This is a genomic window from Myroides sp. LJL116 (genome assembly GCF_054871685.1).
Genome location: NZ_JBTXLR010000001.1, coordinates 148303 through 164628, shown reverse-complemented (window position 1 = coordinate 164628; position 16326 = coordinate 148303). Strand labels below are relative to the sequence as shown.

The 16326-nt window shown below is 34.4% G+C and carries 12 protein-coding genes and 5 tRNA genes; 8 read left to right on the top strand and 9 right to left on the bottom strand.

The genetic code is table 11. The features are described 5' to 3' along the window. The first annotated feature begins 5 nt into the window (after positions 1–5). From ACYSNM_RS00785 to ACYSNM_RS00770, 4 genes are all read left to right on the top strand, one after another. Positions 6–1253 (top strand): cell surface protein, encoded by a 1248-nt coding sequence (locus ACYSNM_RS00785; RefSeq protein WP_461755217.1) that lies wholly within the window; start codon positions 6–8, stop codon positions 1251–1253. Next, entirely contained in the window at positions 1253–2509 is a 1257-nt protein-coding gene (locus ACYSNM_RS00780) for a cell surface protein (RefSeq protein WP_461755216.1), read from the top strand. The genes ACYSNM_RS00785 and ACYSNM_RS00780 overlap by 1 nt, the downstream gene beginning before the upstream one ends. Beyond that, entirely contained in the window at positions 2499–3332 is an 834-nt protein-coding gene (locus ACYSNM_RS00775) for a DUF4465 domain-containing protein (protein WP_461755215.1), read from the top strand. Before ACYSNM_RS00780 ends, ACYSNM_RS00775 begins: the two co-directional genes overlap by 11 nt. 82 nt (positions 3333–3414) lie before the next feature. Next, positions 3415–3903 carry a GNAT family N-acetyltransferase gene (locus ACYSNM_RS00770; RefSeq protein ID WP_461755214.1) on the top strand — a complete coding sequence of 163 codons (489 nt, stop codon included), beginning with the start codon at positions 3415–3417 and terminating at the stop codon, positions 3901–3903. Here ACYSNM_RS00770 and ACYSNM_RS00765 read toward each other — a convergent pair. The 9 genes from ACYSNM_RS00765 to ACYSNM_RS00725 form a co-directional block, all read right to left on the bottom strand. Next, positions 3893–5134, bottom strand: a complete 1242-nt coding sequence (locus tag ACYSNM_RS00765) for a leucine-rich repeat protein (RefSeq protein WP_461755213.1) — start codon at positions 5132–5134, stop codon at positions 3893–3895. The genes ACYSNM_RS00770 and ACYSNM_RS00765 overlap by 11 nt on opposite strands. A 235-nt stretch (positions 5135–5369) precedes the next feature. After that, positions 5370–5446: transfer RNA gene (locus tag ACYSNM_RS00760), tRNA-Asp, on the bottom strand. A 142-nt stretch (positions 5447–5588) separates the two neighbouring features. After that, positions 5589–5665 (bottom strand) — tRNA-Asp (locus tag ACYSNM_RS00755). A gap of 155 nt (positions 5666–5820) precedes the next feature. Continuing rightward, a tRNA-Asp gene (locus ACYSNM_RS00750) sits at positions 5821–5897 on the bottom strand. A 180-nt stretch (positions 5898–6077) separates the two neighbouring features. Further along, positions 6078–6154, bottom strand: a tRNA-Asp gene (locus ACYSNM_RS00745). A gap of 141 nt (positions 6155–6295) precedes the next feature. Further along, a tRNA-Asp gene (locus tag ACYSNM_RS00740) sits at positions 6296–6369 on the bottom strand. A 297-nt stretch (positions 6370–6666) separates the two neighbouring features. Continuing rightward, positions 6667–6984 (bottom strand): thioredoxin, encoded by a 318-nt coding sequence (gene trxA / locus ACYSNM_RS00735; protein ID WP_461752682.1) that lies wholly within the window; start codon positions 6982–6984, stop codon positions 6667–6669. Between the two features lie 97 nt (positions 6985–7081). After that, positions 7082–11605 carry a DNA polymerase III subunit alpha gene (dnaE, locus tag ACYSNM_RS00730; RefSeq protein WP_461755212.1) on the bottom strand — a complete coding sequence of 1508 codons (4524 nt, stop codon included), beginning with the start codon at positions 11603–11605 and terminating at the stop codon, positions 7082–7084. Between the two features lie 287 nt (positions 11606–11892). Then, on the bottom strand, positions 11893–12531 hold the full coding sequence (locus ACYSNM_RS00725; protein WP_461752684.1) for a hypothetical protein: 639 nt from the start codon (positions 12529–12531) through the stop codon (positions 11893–11895). Between the two features lie 306 nt (positions 12532–12837). On the opposite strand from ACYSNM_RS00725, the gene ACYSNM_RS00720 reads away from it, so the two are divergent. The 4 genes from ACYSNM_RS00720 (at position 12838) to ACYSNM_RS00705 (ending at position 16322) form a co-directional block, all read left to right on the top strand. Further along, positions 12838–13344 (top strand): 30S ribosomal protein S16, encoded by a 507-nt coding sequence (locus tag ACYSNM_RS00720; RefSeq protein WP_461752685.1) that lies wholly within the window; start codon positions 12838–12840, stop codon positions 13342–13344. Between the two features lie 12 nt (positions 13345–13356). Beyond that, positions 13357–13887, top strand: a complete 531-nt coding sequence (rimM, locus tag ACYSNM_RS00715; protein ID WP_461755211.1) for a ribosome maturation factor RimM — start codon at positions 13357–13359, stop codon at positions 13885–13887. A 16-nt stretch (positions 13888–13903) separates the two neighbouring features. Then, positions 13904–14611, top strand: a complete 708-nt coding sequence (locus tag ACYSNM_RS00710) for a tRNA1(Val) (adenine(37)-N6)-methyltransferase (protein WP_461755210.1) — start codon at positions 13904–13906, stop codon at positions 14609–14611. Between the two features lie 436 nt (positions 14612–15047). Then, positions 15048–16322, top strand: coding sequence for an O-acetylhomoserine aminocarboxypropyltransferase/cysteine synthase family protein (locus ACYSNM_RS00705; RefSeq protein WP_461755209.1), 1275 nt, complete (start codon positions 15048–15050; stop codon positions 16320–16322). The last annotated feature ends 4 nt before the right edge of the window (positions 16323–16326 follow it).

Sequence of the window (16326 nt, the reverse complement as noted above, 5' to 3'; positions counted from 1 at the left end):
CAAAAATGAAAAAAAATTATTCCACTTTTATAATGTCCTTTTTGGCATTAGCTATAGCTAGTTGCTCTAGTGATAATTCGACGCCTGACTTAAGTGCAGCCGAGTATTTCGAACAACTACAAAATACAAATAATCCTTTTAGATTAGATAACAATTACAAGACTACAACTAATAAAAGTATTGTCTTATCTGCAGAGATCCAAGATTATAAAGAATATACTTACCAATGGAAAGTTGTAGAGAAGGATGATATAGTAAAGGATTCTATTATAGCTACTACTAAAGAAGTTAATATTGTTAGCTTCACCCCTGTTGTTTATAAAATAGAAGGGATAGTAAAATTCCAAAACCACATTGTGTCCCAAGAACTAACTTTAGAGGTTAGTCAAGACAATACAAAATTAAAAAGGCATATTACTAAAGTATTTGACTTTATGCCCTCTTATGGACAGTTTGTAAATGAGATGCCTAAATATGAGCCAGGTGATACCAAACAAACCATGATTAAGAAAGTAGAAATGGCTATTGCTAAGGAAAATGGTTCTATGATTTCTTTAGGAGGATTTGGTGGATACGTAGAGTTTGGGTTTGATCATACAATTGAAAATGTTGCAGGCGAAAGAGACTTCCAAATTTTAGGTAATGCTTTTATTACAGGTAAGAATCCTCAAGGAGAATATGTAGGAAGTGCAGAACCAGGGATCATCCTAGTAGGAGTGGACAAAAATGGCAATGGAGTACCTGACCCAGATGAATGGTATGAAATAGCAGGTAGTCAGTATAATAAAAGCTCCACTATTCACAATTATGAAATAACCATCCATAAACCTTCCAAAGAATTAGACCAAGCTACAGGAAATATCCAAGAGTACATTAAATGGGAAGATAACCAAGGGAATCAAGGATTTAAACCTAAAAACTCTTTTCACACACAAAGCTACTATCCACTTTGGGTAGATCAACAATCTATTACATTCACAGGAACCCGTTTAGCAGACAATGCTAAAAGCGTAGGAACTGAGACTGAATTTTGGGAACAAATCTCCTATGAATATGGCTATGCAGATAACGCACCAAATACTGATCAAAGAAGTCATATTGATATTGACTGGGCAGTGGATAAAGAAGGAAAACCTGCCAACTTAAGAGGTATAGACTTCATCCGAGTATACACAGGAATAAACCAAGAAGCAGGATGGTTAGGAGAAATATCAACGGAGGTTGCAGGAGCAATCGATTTACATATTAAATAATGATGAAATTTAAAACACATTTAATTTTACTGATTACAGTATTTTCATTGGGAATTTGGTCTTGTAGTAATGATGATCAATTAATTGCTGATGAGGATGAAACTATAGTTACTGGTCCATTACAACTTGCAGAGTCTTATAAAGTAGATAGAAGTACATGGCTAGGTGTATACCCAAAATTAGATAGATTTTCCAATCCTACTGTAGTTTGGACACAAACAAAATATAACTCTCTTGACAAGGAAATCTTTCTTGGAGACGATCCTTTTTTAGAATTTATCTCTCTAGAACTAGGTACTTACACTATAAGAGTTACCGTGAGTGACTCCCAACAAGAAGTAGAGCAAGAATTTGAAGTAGAGGTAATACAAGAGAAAAAAAGATTTGCTTCTCATATTACCAGAGTTTTTGACTTTCAACCAGCTTATGGACAATTTGTCAATAAATACCCAGCCTATACACAAGGCGATACTAAAGTAGAGATGATACACAAAGCCCAAGAGCTATTAAGCAAACCTAAAGCAGATTTAGTATCCTTAGGTGGATTTGGTGGATTTATAGAGTTTGGTTTTGACCACAGTATTGTCAATGTCCCAGGACAAGCAGATTTTAGAGTTTTAGGTAATGCTTTTATTGCCCAAGAAAACCAAATCCTAACTACAGGAGCCTCTGAACCAGGAATTATTTTAGTGGCACAGGATAAAAACAAAAATGGTAAACCAGACCCAGAGGAGTGGTATGAGATTGCAGGTAGTGAGTACCACAATGCTAAAACTATTAAAAACTATCAAATTACCTATTACAAACCAACAGCGGACTTAGATGCTGCAAAAGGTCAAGTTTTAGAGTATGTAAAATGGTCAGATAACCAAGGAAATCAGGGTTATAAACCTAAAAATGCTTCCCATCAACAGAGTTATTATCCCTTATGGATAGAACACAGCAGTATTACTTTTGAAGGAACCTTACTTCCAGATAATGCCAATAAAACTCAAAACTCTTGGAGTTATACTATGTACGATTATGGATATGCAGATAATTACCCAAATACACATGATAAATCTGCCATTGACATTTCATGGGCTGTTGACAAAGATGGTAATAAAGTACACTTAAAAGCAATTGATTTTATACGTGTATATAGTGGAGTAAATCAACAAGTAGGTATTCTTGGAGAATCCTCAACAGAAATTACTGGAGCAGTAGACTTACATTTAGAACAAATAAACATTTCAACTATAAAATATGAAAATTAGAAACACTTCTTTTTTAGCTTTTTTAGCTTTATTATTAACCAGCTTTACTTTTACTAGTTGTTCTAAGGACGACAATACTATTACAGATGACAAGCAAACCTACAACCTTTCTTTAGAGTCTTTCTTATTAGATAAAGAAGTAGAAGGAGGTTTTATTTGGGAAAACACTTTAGAACCAACTGAAAACCCGGATGAGAAGGTTTTCTTCTCTACTTCTATTTTTGAAATGAGTCATTATGTGACTGCTTCAGAATGGGGAACATTCTGGAGAGGTTTCACTATCTCTAATAGTAAGGATAAGGCAAACCACATTGGAAGTTTTCATGAGCAGAAAATGTATGGTACTATGGGATCTACTGAGGATAGATTCTTAGTAGCAAACTCTCAAGCATACCCTGATGGTATTACCAAAGGAACACAAATTGATTTAGATCAGATCTATTCTTATATAGAATTAAAAAATAGTCAAGATGTTATTACTACACCTCAAAGTGTATGGGTAACCAACTCTCCTTATGCTTATTTCACAATGAAAGAAGGAGACCAATTTGCTAAGAAATTTGAAAAAGGAGATTACTTCAAATTAATGATTCACGGTTTAGACCATGATAAAAAGGTGATTAATGAAAACCCAGTGGAATTTTACCTTGCTAACTTCCTAGACAATAATTCAACTTTTGTTCAAGAATGGGAAAAAGTAGATTTAAGAGAATTACAAAATGCTTCTTATTTAGTTTTCTACTTACAAAGTTCAGATACAGGCCAATTTGGTATGAATACACCTGCTTATTTCACCCTGAAAGATCTAGAGGTAACACAATAAAAAAATTCAACTACTGTCTTTAAAATAAAAAAATCAATCTATATGTATAGATTGATTTTTTTTATATCTTAAATTAAAAATTATGTCAGCAATACGCATATTACCCGCTTATGGGCACTTACAGCAAATAAAGGAACTATTTACCCAATATACTAACAGTTTACAAATAGACTTAGACTTTCAAAATTACAGCCAAGAATTCGATAATCTACCTGGAGAATACCAAAATCCAAATGGCGCATTATACATTGCTTTTTTACAGGATGTGCCTGTAGGATGTATAGCATTAAGACCTTTAAATCAAAACGATTGTGAAATGAAAAGGTTATTTGTAAAACCCAATTATAGAGGGTATAAAATAGGCAAGCTCTTATGCTTAGAGTTAATAGAATTTGCTAAAAATAAAGGCTATGACCATATGTATTTAGATACTTTAGACACCTTAGATGCCGCAGTACAACTCTATTTAAGCCTAGGTTTCAAGCCAACTAAACCTTATTATCTAACTCCTTTAGAAAACACTTTATTCTTTAAATACGATTTAAAACAAGGGGGTAAAGCTATAAGGTAATAATTGCCTTCCAAGTCTTTCCTTGCCAAACTTGACCTTGAGCTTGGGCAGCAGTATTCTCCGTTAATAATAAAATACACTCTTGGGTATTAAATTCATCAAAGGCATCGGGTGCAACCTGTTCAATATCTGAATCGAAGCGCAATTGAATAAGTTGATTAGAGAAACTAAAAGCCACAGATCCTATAGTATTTACCTTTGGGAAGGTAGCGCGTTTTAGATTGGAACAAAAGGCAAAAGCTAAATCACCAATAGAGGTAGCATTTAAAAAAGAGCGTTCTCCAAATTCGGTAATACCTTCACTAAAAACCATCATTTTAGAAGGTATTTCCTCTAAACCTATTTCCACATAACGGATCTTTGGTGTGTTTCGTAAATTATTTGCTACTTCTTTTAAAGAAGGTAAAACAATACTATTTACTTTGGTGGCATCTACCACATTATCTTCCCATTCAACAACAGAAGGTAACTGCTCTTTAGTAAAGTCCGTAGTACCTATATTATACAAGCCTTGGGTCTTTATTAAAGTAACACTTGGAAAATATATATCACTTAACAACGAACAGTTTAAAAAAGCTTGATCTCCAATAGAAACCGCATTCGGAGCAGAAATACTTTCTAGCCAAGTAGCCGCTTTATTTAAATCAGAATTAAATGCATCACTAATAATAGAGTCTACCTGGGTTAATACTAGTCCTTTTAAAGAAGGAAATCTTCCTGACTCATCACCTAATTCACCTAAGAACATATAATCCTCTAAAAGTAAGTCTCCTCCTATAGTTAGGTAGGATACCTCTGGTTCAGCATTAGTATATTTACTCATGTATTTCTTTAATTCAGCCAAATTATCGAAATCCATATATTCTTTTGGTCCATCAGTTTGAAAGCTGATCACATCACTTTTAGATGTACCTAATACATTAGTCCCAAATGCCTGAACATAATAGGTAGTATTGTACATTAAATTATCTAGTGTTACTTTACCATCCTTAGAAGTAACTAACTCCCCTTGGTCTATAAGATTACTCTCTGTAGAATATTTAATCCCATGAGAAATAAGTTCTAAAGCCTTGACAGTATACTGCACATAGGCGGAATCTCTACTGATTACGTCATATTTTAGAATTTCAACATCTGGACGATCTACTGCAGTAGGCGTTTCACTTGAACACCCTACGCTTAAAACACCACTTATAAACGTAACTAATATAAATACTAAAGATTTTCTCATTGTAAGCTTTTCGATTTTAGATCCTTTAAAATTGTTTAAACTAGTAGGGAACTACCTCTCTATAGTAGTAAACATAGATGCTGTTAAAGGTATAATAATTTTCAATTTTACCCAATATAGACCTATAAAAACCACATCTAACTTTAGAGTTTTCGTTATTTACGACTTATCTCAAGTTATATAAAACAAAAAAGACCTTACAAAATTGTAAGGTCTTTAAAGATCTTGTGTTTCCTGGCGGTCTGGACGGGACTCGAACCCGCGACCCCATGCGTGACAGGCATGTATTCTAACCAACTGAACTACCAAACCAGATAAGTAAAAGCTCTCCCGCACTAGGAAAGCTTTTCATTGGTCTAACTACTAAACCATAGTGCTTTTAGGCACTTTAACAACACAACTAGTTTTTATTTTAAAATAGCTTTCTATTTTAAATTGGAAATATTATTTCCTCTGGCGGTCTGGACGGGACTCGAACCCGCGACCCCATGCGTGACAGGCATGTATTCTAACCAACTGAACTACCAAACCAGATAAATAAAAGCCCTCCTGCACTAGGAAAGCTTTTCATTGGTTTAACTACTAAACCAAGTGCTTTTAAGCACTTTAACAACACAACTAAATTGTATACCTATTCTATTGAATAAGGTCGAAAAACAACTCCCTTAAAAGGAAGTATTCTTCTTTGGCGGTCTGGACGGGACTCGAACCCGCGACCCCATGCGTGACAGGCATGTATTCTAACCAACTGAACTACCAAACCAAATTTTGTGCTTTAAAAAAGCTCTCCCGCACTAGGAAAGCTTTTCATTGGTCTAACTACTAAACCATAGTGCTTTTAGGCACTTAACAACACAACTACTTTTAAATATCTTCACTGTATTTCACGTGGAAATTACAGGGCAAAAAAAGCCTCTCAACTTGTGAGAGGCTTCCTTTTTACTGGCGGTCTGGACGGGACTCGAACCCGCGACCCCATGCGTGACAGGCATGTATTCTAACCAACTGAACTACCAAACCAGTATTAACCAAAAATCATTACTCTTGACAAAGATAAACCTTTTTTTAAGAATTCAAACTTTAATTTTCATTAATGCTTTCTCAAAAATTTAGATTAACAAGCATCTCTACATTACTATAGAGATGCCTATCTCTCTTGTGCGGTCTGGACGGGACTCGAACCCGCGACCCCATGCGTGACAGGCATGTATTCTAACCAACTGAACTACCAAACCTTCGTCGTTATTGCTGTAATGCGGTGCAAATATACAACCATTTTCATCACTTGCAAATCCTAGAGTGAAAAAATTTTAAAGTTTTTTTACTTTTTTTTAAACCGTATTGAAACTCAACAATATAGAGAGTGAAAAAAAATAAACTTTTTTTTACCAAGTGAACAAGAATCAGTCTTTAGAAAGAATAACAAACAAAAAAATCTCCGCAAAACGGAGATTTTTTTCTATATCAAGAGCTAACTCTTCTAAGTTTTTTAATGCTTTTTTAGCAAAGACTACAAAAAGTGTCCTTATTTACTATAATAAAGCATCGATTGCATCAGCATAAGTTTGCTTTGGAGCAACTCCTACTTGACGACCTACTACTTCTCCATTCTGGAAAATTAAAACTGTAGGGATATTACGAATTCCAAATTTAGCTGCAAATTCTTGGTTAGCGTCAACGTCAACTTTTCCTACAATTGCTTTATCTTGGTATTCTACGCTCAATTCTTCGATAACTGGTCCTAGCATTTTACAAGGTCCACACCATACTGCCCAGAAGTCCACCACTACTGGCTTCTCTGATTTTAATACTACTTCCTCAAAAGTAGCATCTGTTATTTCTAATGCCATCTTTAATATATTTTTAGTTATATAGACAAATCTAATAAATAATTTAAACTTTCTTGTTTACTTTAATTTAATTTTATCTATAATAGGTTGTATAAAATTAATTCACTCCAAAATTCACTTGTAAAGACTCTAATTCTTCAAGTAATTCTGAAGTAATATTCACTCTTGCATTTCGACTGGATAGTTCTATCCTATTTATTACTTTAAGCTCCTCTTTCACCATTGGACTAAAGTTCACTTCCATATCTTCCAAAGAAGCTTCCTCTTGCTCTTCTTCTTGGTCCAAAGCATTAAATGGTATACTATTCTCTACAGGAACCATCACTTTTTCAATTTCAACAATTTCAAAGCCTACAGTTTTATCCCCTTGATGCTTGTCTAAAACTTGCTTAAGTTCAGAGATTATATCCGGATCGATTTCCTTAACATTCATCTTAATTTGGAGGTTTTTAGAAAAATTAGGAATAACCTCATGTAATAAACGCATTTCTAAGAACTGTAATCTTGGTTCACTTCTCTCACCAGTTTCCTTTTTGATCCATCCTTCTTTTACCATCACCTTAATATGAACAAAAGTATTTTGAAGTAAGAAATGCCTGAATTTTAAAAACTCCTCATTAAACATTCTAAACTCAAAACCTTCATCATACCCCTCAATGGTAAACATAGCCCAATCTTTTCCTTTTGCAGATGTTCTAAACTGTACATCACTAATCATTCCTGCAAAAGTGACTGCTCTACCTGTTAAAGGCACCAAATTGGCCATTTGTTCTACAGAGACATTACAAAAATACTTCATCTCAAACTTGAAGTCATCTAAAGGATGTCCTGAAATATAAATACCTACTACCTCTTTTTCTTTGGCTAGTTTTTCCATTGTTGACCATTCATCACACATTGGAAGAACAGGTTCTGGTATGGCAACTTCCTCTGTATTTCCAAACAAACTAAATTGAGAAGAGTTCTCATTCTCTTGACTCTTTGCCCCAAAACGAATTGCTTTTTCAAAAAAAGCAGGACCATCTGGCACTTCACAATAAAAGTATTGTGCTCTATGGCTATCTTCAAAACAATCAAATCCTCCAGCTAAAGCAAGATTCTCAAATGCTTTTTTATTTGCCGCACGTAAGTCAATACGCTTAGCTAGATCAAAAATAGATTTATAATTACCATCTTTTCTATTCTCTACAATAGTATGTACTGCACCTTGACCTACACCTTTGATGGCTCCCATACCAAATCGAATAGCATAATCCTCATTTACAGTAAACTTATAGAAGGATTCATTCACATCTGGTCCCAAAACATGTAACCCCATTCTTTTACATTCTTCCATGAAAAAGGTTACTTGTTTAATATCATTCATATTATTAGATAATACGGCAGCCATATATTCTGCAGGATAATGTGCTTTTAGATAAGCAGTCTGATAAGCAATCCATGCATAACAAGTAGAGTGAGATTTATTAAAGGCATAAGATGCAAAAGCTTCCCAGTCCTTCCATATTTTCTCTAAAACAACCGTATCATGGCCTTTACTAGAAGCCTGAGCTAAGAACCTTGGCTTCATTTTATCCAAGACATCTTTTTGCTTTTTACCCATGGCTTTACGCAAAACATCGGCCTCACCTTTTGTAAAGTCTGCCAATTTTTGAGAAAGTAACATCACCTGCTCTTGATAGACTGTAATACCATAGGTCTCTTGTAAATATTCCTCACAGGCATCTAAATCATAAACAATAGGCTCATTACCATTTTTACGATTAATAAATGAGGGAATATACTCAATTGGCCCAGGTCGATATAAAGCATTCATCGCAATTAAATCCCCAAACACCGTTGGTTTTAAATCACGCATATGTTTTTGCATCCCTGGAGATTCATATTGGAATACTCCAATAGTCTCTCCTCTTTGGAATAACTCATAGGTCTTTTTATCATCAATTGGTATTTGATCTGGATCAATTTCAATACCTGTACGATACTTCACTAACTTAATAGTGTCTTTAATAAGAGTAAGGGTTTTAAGCCCTAAGAAGTCCATCTTTAATAACCCTGCACTCTCTGCAACAGAGTTATCAAATTGAGTTACATATAAATCAGAATCCTTTGCTAGGGTAACAGGTACGAACTTAGTAATATCATCCGGTGTAATAATTACTCCACAGGCATGAATACCAGTATTACGCATAGATCCCTCTAATATCTTTGCTTGTTGAATGGTTTCACTAGCTAAAGAATTATCGTTCGCTAGCTGGATTAATTCCTTTATCTTATCAAAATCTTCTTGGCGTAGCACTGCCTTAATAGCTGATTCATCTTCACTTAGAAAACGCTGTAAATTCCACTTCGAAGGCATCATAGCAGGAATTAATTTAGCAATGCGGTCTGCTTCAAAAAGAGGTAAATCTAGTACCCTTGCTGTATCCCTAATAGCACTCTTGGTGGCCATCTTACCATAAGTAATAATCTGAGCTACTTGGCTAGAACCATATTTATTAATTACATAATCCATTACCTTACTTCTTCCCTCGTCATCAAAGTCAATATCAATATCGGGCATGGATACACGATCAGGATTTAAGAAACGCTCAAAAAGCAAATCGTAGGCAATAGGATCTAAGTTAGTAATACCTAAACAGTATGCTACAGCTGACCCTGCAGCAGAACCACGTCCTGGTCCAACAGAAACTCCCATTTCACGAGCAGCTGCAATAAAGTCTTGTACAATTAAGAAATAACCTGGATATCCGGTTCTTTCAATTGTCTCTAGCTCAAAATCTAGTCGTTCTTTAATCTCCTCTGTTACCTCAGTATATCGTCTTTCAGCACCTACGTAAGTAAGGTGTCTTAAATAATTGTTCTCACCATTTTTTCCAGTCCCATCACCTAAAAGGTCATTGGGATCTTGAAACTCTTCTGGAATATCAAATTTAGGAAGAAGAACATCTCTATGTAAAACAAAGGGTTCAACCTTATCTACAATTTCCTGAATATTATAAATAGCATCGGGTAAATCCTCAAAGAGTTCTTTCATCTCTTGTTCCCCTTTGTAATAATATTCTTGATTTGGAAGTCCATATCTATATCCTCTACCATGTCCTATAGGGGTAGATTGCTTTTCCCCATCTTTAACACATAATAGAATATCATGGGCATTTGCGTCCTTTTTATCTAAATAATAAGCATTATTGGTAGCAATAAGCTTTACATTATTTCTTCTAGCCATAGGTACTAGAATCTGATTTACGCGATTTTCATCTTCTTGATTATGTCGCATAATCTCCATATAAAAATCATCACCAAATTCCTCTTTCCACCATAGTAGAGCCTCTTCAGCTTGGCGCTCCCCAATATTTAGTATTTTACCTGGTATCTCTCCATATAAGTTTCCACTAAGCACCATAACATCTTGCTTATACTCAGAGATAATTTTTTTATCAATTCTTGGAACGTAATAAAATCCTTCTGTATAGGCTATAGATGCCATTTTGGCTAAATTATGATAGCCATTTTTATTTTTAGCTAGTAGAACAACTTGGTAACCATTATCTTTCTTTTTCTTATCTAAATGATCCTCACATACAAAAAATTCACATCCCACAATAGGAGTCAATGGCTCAATAGGATCAAGTCCTTCTTCTAAACGAGCAGCATTTGTACCTGAGAGAGATTTATTATAATCACTCACTGCTTTTACAAATAGGAAAGACCCCATCATATTACCATGATCGGTCATAGCTACCGCAGATAGATTTAATTCAGCTGTTTTATTGACTAATTTACCTATGGCAATGGTACTTTGTAAAATAGAGAATTGCGTATGTGTATGTAAATGTGCGAATCGTGCCTTTTCAAAACGTTCTTTATCCTCTTGGCTTATTTCAACTTGAACGTTGCCTTGCTTTTTAGCTAATTTCTTAGCAATTTCTAAAGAAGCCTTCTTTAAGTTAATATGCTTTAAACCAATTGGAGTAAAAGGCTGAGGGTTAACACGAGCAAATTCCTTAATATAAGAAGTATCGCTTTGCAGTTGCTCGGCAGTAAATACTCCTTTTCTTAATAGTTCTAAAAAACATCTTGTGGTAGCCTCAACGTCAGCAGTTGCATTGTGAGCCTCCCCAAATGCAACTCCAAATAAGTACTGGTGAAGTTCCGTTAGAGTAGGTAACTTAAACCTACCTCCCCTTCCACCAGGAAGTTTAAGTAATTCTGCAGTAGTTTCAGTACAAGTATCTAAAACTGGCATATTTGCCATATTGCTTGGAGTCTGTAAACGATGAAATTCACAGCCCATAATATTGACATCAAAACCTAAATTTTGCCCTACAATAAACTTAGCCTTTGATAGAGCAATATTAAACTTGTCTAAAACTTGTTTTAGCTCTACACCTTGCTCTAGGGCTAAATCAGTAGAGATCCCATGAATTCTCTCAGCATCATAAGGTATATCATAACCTTCTGGCTTGATAAGGTAATCCTGATGTTCTACTAGATTCCCCATTTCGTCATGCAATTGCCAAGCAATTTGTACACAACGAGGCCAATTATCTGTATCTGTAATTGGAGCAGACCAACTTTTTGGAAGCCCAGTGGTTTCCGTATCAAAAATTAAATACATACCTGATTATAAGAAAATTATGACCAAAACGGCCTTAAATAAGTTAACACAAAGGTATAAAAAAGACACTGTATAAAAAACCAAGGTTTGCTTAAAATAAACTAAACACCCGATATTTTAAAAAATTTAATAGGAATAAACATCCGCTATTAAGCTGTAATAACTAGCCTTTAAAGTAAAAAAGGCAGGATACAATCTACCTCTTAGTAAATTGTATCCTACCTTTTTAAAAAAATACTTATTTAATAACTAAAAATAACTAATCTATTTCATTTTAGTCAAATCAACTACTCTGCTGCAACCAAAGGCACTTTAAAGAAGTATCCTTTAGTAAATTCTTTCTTCTTAGCTAACTTTTGAAAACGCTCTTTTTGTTTCTCTGTAGCATTTGGACCAAGGCTTGTTGGATCTAAATCTAAATTCACATGAAACTCTCCACTGATTGTCCCAGGTGTTTGTTTAGCAGCGCTATAAATAATTACTCTTCCATAATTATTGGTTCCATCAGAAGAATCAGTAGTATAACGCCCAATAACACTTCTATCAAACTTATCTCTTAGAGTATAAATACCGTAAGCTGCATCATCATTACTTGGCTTTAAATCTTTACTATCAATAAGTCCAGATTCGTTTACCTTTTCACTTACTACAGGTCCCAATATTATAACATTATCTTCCTGTTGATCTACAAAATAAGGAACCCTCATTGTAAATCTAGTAGTATCAGTCTCCCCTCTTAATTGGAGAATTTTTTCATTAGCTAATGTAGCATAGATAAAATCTGGACGCCAATTTTCATACTTGAAAGCGCCTTGATACTCTTCATTATTGGTTAAAGCTTGTAAACCAGGATCACTAGTTTCCACTTCATTAGCACAAGAGAATATCATAAAACCAATTGCCAATAAACCTAAAATCTTCTTCATACTTACCGATTATAATATATATAACACCAAAAACAAAATTATAGTATTTAAACGATGTAAAAAAAATTAAGTTAATATAATTTTAACGAATTAAAAAAACCAATTCTCCTCCTACATTACTACAAAAACAACCGCATATATCCATCTCTAGTGGATAAGCACAAGAATTTAAGCTCTATTTAATTGTTAAACAAAGACTTAAAAGAAAAATAATTTTCTTGTTTTTAAACTTTCTAAAGAAAAAAACCTTTAACTTTGCGTCAAATTTTTAACCAGAGGTCGGGTACCTCTAAATAAATAAATATTATGTCTGTAAAAATTAGATTACAAAGACACGGTAAAAAAGGAAAACCTTTTTACTGGGTAGTAGCTGCTGATGCAAGAGCTAAAAGAGATGGTAAATTCTTAGAAAAAATCGGAACTTACAATCCTAACACTAACCCTGCAACAATTGAATTAGATGTTGATTCAGCTGTTAAATGGTTATTCAATGGTGCTCAACCAACAGATACTGCTAAAACAGTTCTTTCTAACCAAGGAGCTTTATTAAAACACCACTTACAAGGTGGAGTTAACAAAGGAGCTCTTACACAAGACCAAGCTGACGCTAAGTTCACTGCATGGTTAGAAGAAAAAGCTAACAAAGTAAACGCTGCAAAAGAAGGTTTATCTTCTTCTAAAGCTGCTGAAAAAGCTAAAAGATTAGCTGCTGAGAAAGTTGTAAGCGAGAAACGTGCTGCTGCTATTGCTGAGGCAAAAGCTGCTGTTGAAGCTCCTGCTGCTGAAGAAGCTAATGAAGAAACTCAAGCATAATTTTCTAGCGATATGACTAAAAAAGATTGTTTCTATTTAGGCAAAATCGCAAAAAAATTCAGCTTTAAAGGGGAGGTATTGGCCTATTTGGACACTGACGAACCTGAGTTATATCAAAATTTGGAATCAGTTCTCGTTGATTTAGACGGACAACTGGTTCCTTTTTTTATAGAAAGCGCTTTTTTGCATAAAAATGATTTCCTAAGAATTAAATTTGAGGATTTTACTTCCGAAGAACAAGCCGAAAGTATAATAGGTACTGAATTATACCTACCTTTAAGTATGTTACCTAAATTAGAAGGTAACAAATTCTACTACCATGAAATTATTGGATTTGAAGTAGAAGATGTTAATCATGGATATATTGGTCTACTTGACCATATTAATGATAGTTCAAGCCAAGTCTTATTTGTTATTGATAAAGATGGTACAGAAATATTAGTTCCTATGATTGATCCATTTATCGAAAAGATAGATAGAGAAAACAAAAAATTATATCTTAAAACCCCAGATGGGTTATTAGATATCTATTTAGATAACTAAATCTATTATAATATTTATGTTTGAGTTCAAACAATTCCGTGTTAAGCAAGACAAATGCGCCATGAAAGTAGGTACCGATGGTGTCCTTCTTGGTGCTTGGACACCACTTGTGAACAACCCTCAGACTATATTAGATATTGGTGCAGGAACTGGACTGCTTTCTTTAATGATGGCACAACGTAGTGATGCAGAGCAAATCGACGCAGTTGAAATCGATGAATTAGCTCATGAACAAGCTGTTGAAAATTTTGAAGATAGCCCATGGGGAGATCGTCTATTTTGCTATCACGCCGATTTAGAAGCCTTTGCTCATGAAATGGATATGGAATATGATCTAATTATTTCAAATCCCCCATTTTATAGCGAAGATTATCTAACTAATGACAAGACAAGGGACAAGGCTAGATTCCAAAGTTCTCTACCTTTCGACTTATTAATTGAAGCAGTAGAGTATTTTTTGTCTCCTACAGGAGTATTTAGTATAATTATACCTTACAAAGAAGAAGATGTAATAATCCGCCTCGCAGCAGAGTTTGACATCTACCCTTTCCAAGTAACTCGAGTAAAAGGCCATAAAGATGCTCCTATTAAGAGAAGTCTTCTAGCGTTTTCTCGTAAAAGAATAGAACAAATCCCTTTAGATGAGTTAATTCTAGAAATAGAAAGACACAACTACACCCCTGAATACAAGGCAATTACAAAAGATTTTTATTTAAATTATTAATTTTTTCATAAAAAGTTTGTTTTAAATGAAAATAATTTCTCATATTTGCCATATCCAATTAGGAGAAATAAAAAAGATAAAGATGACACTAAGATTAACAAATATGATGGCAATGATGATGATGCGCAATTCTGCGCAGAGGTCGTTGTATGTATAATCTTAATAGCACACATATTATAACGAAAGCCTCTGCAAACGCAGGGGCTTTTTTTTTTTACCTTTTTTAAATAAACTTATATACATAAATAACATGAAACTTTTTACTAACACAAATATGATGGCAATGATGATGATGATGGACATGATGATGTTCCCACCCCCCTATTGCCATAAGTAAACGAGTTAGTATAATAAGATATATCCCTCAAGGTTCTTTCGGCAATTTCGAAAGAACCTTTTTTTTTGCCATTTTTTAATATTTTAAATCAACCAAATCATGAGTACACCAAATTTTTCAACACAAGCATTACACGCAGGACATAACCCAGCAAACACAGCAGCAACAAGAGCTGTTCCTATCTACCAAACTTCTTCATACGTTTTTGAGGATTCGGATCACGCTGCTGGAGCTTTCAACTTAACTATTCCAGCTTATATATATACCCGATTAAATAATCCAACTAATGATATTTTAGAAAAAAGATTAGCTGCATTAGAAAATGGAATCGGAGCAGTAGTTACCTCTTGTGGAGCATCTGCTATCTCTACTACCCTTTTAACTTTGCTAAAAACTGGAGATCATTTACTTTCCTCATCTAGCTTATATGGAGGAACTTATAACCTTCTAAATATTACTTTACCAAGGTTCGGAATTAATACCACTTTTGTAGATCCAACAGATACCGAAAACTTTAGAAAAAACATCCAAGAAAACACAAAAGCAATCTTTATAGAAAGCTTAGGAAATCCAAAGCTAGACGTACTAGACATTCAAAAAATAGCAAAAATTGCTAAAGAATTTAAAATCCCATTAATAGTAGACAATACAGTTGCCTCTCCTTATCTACTAAAGCCGATTGACTACGGAGCAAATATTGTCATTCACTCTTTAACTAAATATATCTGTGGTAATGGGACATCATTAGGAGGAGCGATTATAGATGCAGGAACATTTGATTGGAGCAGCGGAAAATTCCCTGAGTTTACAACGCCTTCCCCAGGATATCACGGACTTATCTATCATGATGTTTTAAAAAACGCAGCATTTATTGCAAAAATAAGAATAGAAGGTCTTAGAGATTTAGGCGCAGCATTAAGCCCTTTTAATGCCTTCCAAATTCTACAAGGATTAGAAACCCTACCAATTAGAATAACCAAACATAGCCAAAACGCTTTAGAATTAGCACAGTGGTTAGAGGAGCAACCTCAAGTTGCATGGGTAAATTATCCAGGATTAAAATCAAGTAAATATTACGACTTAGCACAAGAATATTTACCAAAGGGACAAAGTGGTGTAGTTACTTTCGGTTTACATAAAGGATATGAAGCAGCCAAGAAAGTAGCCAATCAAACAGAGATTTTTTCTTTAGTAGCTAATATAGGGGATACAAAATCACTAATTATTCACCCAGCTTCCACTACCCACCAACAATTAACAGAGAAAGAACAACAATCCACTGGAGTTACACCAGATTTAATACGCTTATCAGTTGGAATAGAAGAGATAGAAGATCTAAAAAAAGACTTACAAAACGTTTTCAGCCAACTATAAAAAT

Coding starts and splice junctions, on each gene's coding strand:
- dnaE (WP_461755212.1), bottom strand. CDS start 11,605: ATGTATTTAATTTTTGATACGGAAACCACTGGGCTTCCAAAAAGTTGG.
- ACYSNM_RS00705 (WP_461755209.1), top strand. CDS start 15,048: ATGAGTACACCAAATTTTTCAACACAAGCATTACACGCAGGACATAAC.
- ACYSNM_RS00720 (WP_461752685.1), top strand. CDS start 12,838: ATGTCTGTAAAAATTAGATTACAAAGACACGGTAAAAAAGGAAAACCT.
- ACYSNM_RS00780 (WP_461755216.1), top strand. CDS start 1,253: ATGATGAAATTTAAAACACATTTAATTTTACTGATTACAGTATTTTCA.
- ACYSNM_RS00785 (WP_461755217.1), top strand. CDS start 6: ATGAAAAAAAATTATTCCACTTTTATAATGTCCTTTTTGGCATTAGCT.
- ACYSNM_RS00770 (WP_461755214.1), top strand. CDS start 3,415: ATGTCAGCAATACGCATATTACCCGCTTATGGGCACTTACAGCAAATA.
- ACYSNM_RS00725 (WP_461752684.1), bottom strand. CDS start 12,531: ATGAAGAAGATTTTAGGTTTATTGGCAATTGGTTTTATGATATTCTCT.
- rimM (WP_461755211.1), top strand. CDS start 13,357: ATGACTAAAAAAGATTGTTTCTATTTAGGCAAAATCGCAAAAAAATTC.
- trxA (WP_461752682.1), bottom strand. CDS start 6,984: ATGGCATTAGAAATAACAGATGCTACTTTTGAGGAAGTAGTATTAAAA.
- ACYSNM_RS00775 (WP_461755215.1), top strand. CDS start 2,499: ATGAAAATTAGAAACACTTCTTTTTTAGCTTTTTTAGCTTTATTATTA.
- ACYSNM_RS00765 (WP_461755213.1), bottom strand. CDS start 5,134: ATGAGAAAATCTTTAGTATTTATATTAGTTACGTTTATAAGTGGTGTT.
- ACYSNM_RS00710 (WP_461755210.1), top strand. CDS start 13,904: ATGTTTGAGTTCAAACAATTCCGTGTTAAGCAAGACAAATGCGCCATG.